Below are 5,450 nucleotides of genomic sequence, written 5' to 3' on the forward strand. Positions count from 1 at the left end.
CTCCCGGCTGCCGCCATGGCGCCGCAGAATGGCGTGCTGATCATCTATGGCGATGACAAATGCCCGACCAATTCGGACGGCGAGGAAATCGTCGTGTGCGTGCGGCGACCGGCTGGCGAGCGCTTCCGCATCCCCAGCGAGCTGCGCGACGCCGAAGTCACGCCGCAGCGGGAAAGCTGGGCGGTGCGCCAGCGCTCGGCGCTGACCGCCGGCGACACGGGCATCGGCAGCTGCACCACGGTCGGCCCCGGCGGCGGCATCGGCTGCGCCACCCGCGAGATTCAGGCCGGCAAGGCCGAGGCGGATTCGCGCAAGAAGGCGGAGAAGGTTCTGCCGGACTGACGCCCATCTCATCCCCTCCCCGAAACAGAGGGGCAAGGGGGTGGGTCTAGCGCTGGGCGAGGCTCGATGCCTCGCACGGCCCTTTTTTGCGATCCGGTGCAGTTATTTGGAGCGCGCAGACGCGCGCACCCACCCCCGGCCCCTCCCTTTCAGCGATGGGTGATGCGTTGCTGCAGCGCGCCATGCCCGCTAACCGAACCGCAGCTCGTTCGAGGGGGAAGCGTGAATGATCCTGTCAGCAGCCCACCGTCCCTGGCACGTCCCCGCCCTGCTCTTCGCTCTCGTCTGGCTGTCCTGCATCTGGTTCGGCTCCTGGGCGTTCAACCCCAACAGCGCCACGCGCATCCTCGCCGCCACCGCGATCGTCGAGACCGGCAGCGCGCGGATCGATCCCTATGGCGCGATGACGATCGACAAGGCGCAGTTCGACGGCCATCTCTACATGGACAAGGCGCCGGGCATGACGCTGATGGCGCTGCCCTTCGTCGCCGCGACCAACTGGGTCACGCAGCAGACCAGCGCGGACGTCCCGCACCAACTGTTCGACCCGGAAGCCGAGGCATTTCTGCGCCTGCGCATGCGCGCTGCCATCGCCGGGATTGGCGCCGTGCTGACCGCACTCGCGGCAGTCGAGCTGCTCGACCTCGGCACCGGCATCGGCGGCAGCCGCGCTGCGGGGCTGTTCACCGCTATCGGCTTCGCACTCGGCACCACCGTCTGGGGCTGGACCACCACCTGGTTCGGCCACGCCGCCGCGACCTCGCTCATCGCCATCGCGCTCTGGGCAGTGTGGCGCGGCACCCGGAACGGCCTCGCGCCCCGCTATGCGCTGATCGCCGGCCTCGCGCTCGGCTGGGCGGTGGTGGTGGAGCATGGCGCGCTGCTGCTCGGCGCGCCGGTCGCGCTGTGGGCCCTGTGGCGCATCCGCGATGCCGACCGCGCCGCCCAACTGCGCACCATCAGCCTCGCCATCGCAGGCGGAGTCATCGCCGCCATCCCCCTATTCGCCTACAACCTCGCGACCTTCGGGCACCCCTTCACCACCGGCTATTCGGGCGTGGTCGGCTTCGAAGGCATGAAACAGGGCCTGTTCGGCCTGACCTATCCCAAGCTCGACGTGCTCACCGAAATCCTGCTCGGCAAACGCCGCGGGATCATCTGGGTCGCGCCGATCCTGGCCCTCGCCCCGTTCGGCATCTGGACGCTGCTGCGCGACCCGGCCCGACGCGACCTTGGCGTACTCGCGGTGGCTGGCGCGCTCGCCTGCTTCCTTTACCACGCCGCCTACATCTATTGGGACGGCGGCAACGCCACCGGCCCGCGTCACGCGCTCCCGGCGATCGCCTATCTCGCCGTCGGCCTCGCCGCCTATTGGGGCAGCGCCAGCCGGATCGAGCGCGCGCTCGGCCTCGCCTTCCTCGCCGCCAGCGTCGCGCTCAACCTGATCATCACCGCGGTCGACATCCAGGCCCCGGCCCAATTCGCGGCGCCGCTGACCGACCACATCCTGCCCGGCTTTCTCGCCTTCAACCTGCGCACCCTTCCCAGCGAATTCTGGGGCTGGTCGCCGGGGGCGGGCCTCACGCTCTACCTCATCCTCGCAGGCGTTCTCGCGGCGCTGCTCGCGCTCGCCTGCCGCCGCAGCGCGTCGGACTGACTGGACACGCAAGCCACTGGAACGTATAAAGAACATATGGCCCAGCTCGACCTGCGCGAAAAGCTCGAAATCCTCGCCGACGCCGCGAAATATGATGCATCCTGCGCCTCATCCGGCACGTCGAAACGCAAATCCTCCGGCGGCAAGGGGCTGGGTTCGACCGAGGGGATGGGCATCTGCCACGCTTATGCCCCCGATGGCCGCTGCATCAGCCTGCTCAAGATCTTGCTGACCAACAGCTGCATCTTCGACTGCCATTATTGCATTAACCGCAAGAGCTCGAACGTCCGGCGCGCGCGCTTCACCGCGCAGGAGGTCGTCCGCCTCACGCTCGACTTCTACCGCCGCAATTATATCGAGGGGTTGTTCCTTTCCTCGGGCATCATCCGCTCGCCCGATTACACGATGGAGCAGATTGTCGAGGTCGCGCGCAGCCTGCGCGAGGATCACGACTTTCGCGGCTACATTCATTTGAAGACGATCCCCGACGCCGACCCCGGGCTGATCCATCAGGCCGGGCTGCACGCCGACCGGCTGTCGATCAATGTCGAGCTGCCCACCGTCGCCGGCCTGACGCGCCTCGCCCCGGAGAAATCCGCCCCCCGGATCGAAGGGGCGATGCGCGACCTGAAGCGCGATATCGAGGACACGGGCGACGCGCGCAAACGCTATCGCTCCGCCCCCAAATTCGCGCCCGCTGGCCAGTCGACCCAGATGATCGTCGGCGCCGACGATCATCTGGGTCGACTGGCCAGCGGGCGCGAATTTGGGGGCGGAGCGATAGCGTTTGCGCGCGTCGCCCGTGTCCTCGATATCGCGCTTCAGGTCGCGCATCGCCCCTTCGATCCGGGGGGCGGATTTCTCCGGGGCGAGGCGCGTCAGGCCGGCGACGGTGGGCAGCTCGACATTGATCGACAGCCGGTCGGCGTGCAGCCCGGCCTGATGGATCAGCCCGGGGTCGGCGTCGGGGATCGTCTTCAAATGAATGTAGCCGCGAAAGTCGTGATCCTCGCGCAGGCTGCGCGCGACCTCGACAATCTGCTCCATCGTGTAATCGGGCGAGCGGATGATGCCCGAGGAAAGGAACAACCCCTCGATATAATTGCGGCGGTAGAAGTCGAGCGTGAGGCGGACGACCTCCTGCGCGGTGAAGCGCGCGCGCCGGACGTTCGAGCTCTTGCGGTTAATGCAATAATGGCAGTCGAAGATGCAGCTGTTGGTCAGCAAGATCTTGAGCAGGCTGATGCAGCGGCCATCGGGGGCATAAGCGTGGCAGATGCCCATCCCCTCGGTCGAACCCAGCCCCTTGCCGCCGGAGGATTTGCGTTTCGACGTGCCGGATGAGGCGCAGGATGCATCATATTTCGCGGCGTCGGCGAGGATTTCGAGCTTTTCGCGCAGGTCGAGCTGGGCCATATGTTCTTTATACGTTCCAGTGGCTTGCGTGTCCAGTCAGTCCGACGCGCTGCGGCGGCAGGCGAGCGCGAGCAGCGCCGCGAGAACGCCTGCGAGGATGAGGTAGAGCGTGAGGCCCGCCCCCGGCGACCAGCCCCAGAATTCGCTGGGAAGGGTGCGCAGGTTGAAGGCGAGAAAGCCGGGCAGGATGTGGTCGGTCAGCGGCGCCGCGAATTGGGCCGGGGCCTGGATGTCGACCGCGGTGATGATCAGGTTGAGCGCGACGCTGGCGGCGAGGAAGGCGAGGCCGAGCGCGCGCTCGATCCGGCTGGCGCTGCCCCAATAGGCGGCGAGGCCGACGGCGAGATAGGCGATCGCCGGGAGCGCGTGACGCGGGCCGGTGGCGTTGCCGCCGTCCCAATAGATGTAGGCGGCGTGGTAAAGGAAGCAGGCGAGCGCGCCAGCCACCGCGAGTACGCCAAGGTCGCGTCGGGCCGGGTCGCGCAGCAGCGTCCAGATGCCGAACGGGGCGAGGGCCAGGATCGGCGCGACCCAGATGATCCCGCGGCGTTTGCCGAGCAGGATTTCGGTGAGCACGTCGAGCTTGGGATAGGTCAGGCCGAACAGGCCCTGTTTCATGCCTTCGAAGCCGACCACGCCCGAATAGCCGGTGGTGAAGGGGTGCCCGAAGGTCGCGAGGTTGTAGGCGAATAGGGGGATGGCGGCGATGACTCCGCCTGCGATGGCGAGGCTGATGGTGCGCAGTTGGGCGGCGCGGTCGGCATCGCGGATGCGCCACAGGGCCCACAGCGCGACCGGCGCGCCGAGCAGCAGCGCGCCATGCTCCACCACCACCGCCCAGCCGAGCGCGAGGCCGGCGATCAGCGCATAGCGGGGCGCGAGGCCGTTCCGGGTGCCGCGCCACACTGCCCAGAGCGCGATGGCGATGAGCGAGGTCGCGGCGGCGTGGCCGAACCAGGTGGTGGTCCAGCCCCAGACGGTGGTGCCGAGTGCGAAGCCGATAGCGGTGAACAGCCCCGCAGCGCGGCTGCCGCCGATGCCGGTGCCGAGGTCGAGCAGCTCGACTGCCGCGAGTGCGGTCAGCACGGCGCCAATCCCGGCGATGGCAGCGCGCATGCGCAGGCGCAGAAATGCCTCGGCTTCCGGGTCGAACAGTTGGTGCGGGACGTCCGCGCTGGTCTGCTGCGTGACCCAGTTGGTCGCGGCGACGAAGGGCAGCGCCATCAGCGTCATGCCCGGCGCCTTGTCCATGTAGAGATGGCCGTCGAACTGCGCCTTGTCGATCGTCATCGCGCCATAGGGATCGATCCGCGCGCTGCCGGTCTCGACGATCGCGGTGGCGGCGAGGATGCGCGTGGCGCTGTTGGGGTTGAACGCCCAGGAGCCGAACCAGATGCAGGACAGCCAGACGAGAGCGAAGAGCAGGGCGGGGACGTGCCAGGGACGGTGGGCTGCTGACAGGATCATTCACGCTTCCCCCTCGAACGAGCTGCGGTTCGGTTAGCGGGCATGGCGCGCTGCAGCAACGCATCACCCATCGCTGAAAGGGAGGGGCCGGGGGTGGGTGCGCGCGTCTGCGCGCTCCAAATAACTGCACCGGATCGCAAAAAAGGGCCGTGCGAGGCATCGAGCCTCGCCCAGCGCTAGACCCACCCCCTTGCCCCTCTGTTTCGGGGAGGGGATGAGATGGGCGTCAGTCCGGCAGAACCTTCTCCGCCTTCTTGCGCGAATCCGCCTCGGCCTTGCCGGCCTGAATCTCGCGGGTGGCGCAGCCGATGCCGCCGCCGGGGCCGACCGTGGTGCAGCTGCCGATGCCCGTGTCGCCGGCGGTCAGCGCCGAGCGCTGGCGCACCGCCCAGCTTTCCCGCTGCGGCGTGACTTCGGCGTCGCGCAGCTCGCTGGGGATGCGGAAGCGCTCGCCAGCCGGTCGCCGCACGCACACGACGATTTCCTCGCCGTCCGAATTGGTCGGGCATTTGTCATCGCCATAGATGATCAGCACGCCATTCTGCGGCGCCATGGCGGCAGCCGGGAG

4 protein-coding genes and 2 pseudogenes are annotated in these 5,450 nt (G+C 68.1%); 3 read left to right on the top strand and 3 right to left on the bottom strand.

What is annotated here, in order from left to right:
• The 3 genes and pseudogenes from AX681_RS16915 to AX681_RS16925 all read left to right on the top strand — a co-directional run.
• On the top strand, positions 1-342 hold a 342-nt coding region (locus tag AX681_RS16915), incomplete at its 5' end, for a hypothetical protein (protein WP_066682525.1).
• Positions 343-568: 226 nt separating this feature from the next.
• Positions 569-1,999, top strand: a complete 1,431-nt coding sequence (locus AX681_RS16920; RefSeq protein WP_066657715.1) for a hypothetical protein — start codon at positions 569-571, stop codon at positions 1,997-1,999.
• Positions 2,000-2,035: 36 nt separating this feature from the next.
• A pseudogene (locus AX681_RS16925) lies at positions 2,036-2,674 on the top strand (putative DNA modification/repair radical SAM protein); the annotation flags it as partial.
• Between the two features lie 45 nt (positions 2,675-2,719).
• Here the strand turns inward: AX681_RS16925 and AX681_RS16930 are convergent.
• The 3 genes and pseudogenes from AX681_RS16930 to AX681_RS16940 form a co-directional block, all read right to left on the bottom strand.
• Positions 2,720-3,415 (bottom strand): annotated as a pseudogene (locus tag AX681_RS16930) (putative DNA modification/repair radical SAM protein); the annotation flags it as partial.
• 36 nt (positions 3,416-3,451) lie between these two features.
• Entirely contained in the window at positions 3,452-4,882 is a 1,431-nt protein-coding gene (locus AX681_RS16935) for a hypothetical protein (RefSeq protein WP_066657715.1), read from the bottom strand.
• A gap of 226 nt (positions 4,883-5,108) precedes the next feature.
• On the bottom strand, positions 5,109-5,450 hold a 342-nt coding region (locus AX681_RS16940; RefSeq protein WP_066682525.1), incomplete at its 5' end, for a hypothetical protein.

The organism is Sphingomonas sp. CCH9-E2, from assembly GCF_001557215.1.
Classification (GTDB): Bacteria; Pseudomonadota; Alphaproteobacteria; order Sphingomonadales; family Sphingomonadaceae; genus Sphingomonas.

What these genes read in the sequence shown, in the direction of transcription:
- AX681_RS16935 (WP_066657715.1), bottom strand. Translation starts at nt 4,882, where the DNA reads ATGATCCTGTCAGCAGCCCACCGTCCCTGGCACGTCCCCGCCCTGCTC.
- AX681_RS16920 (WP_066657715.1), top strand. Translation starts at nt 569, where the DNA reads ATGATCCTGTCAGCAGCCCACCGTCCCTGGCACGTCCCCGCCCTGCTC.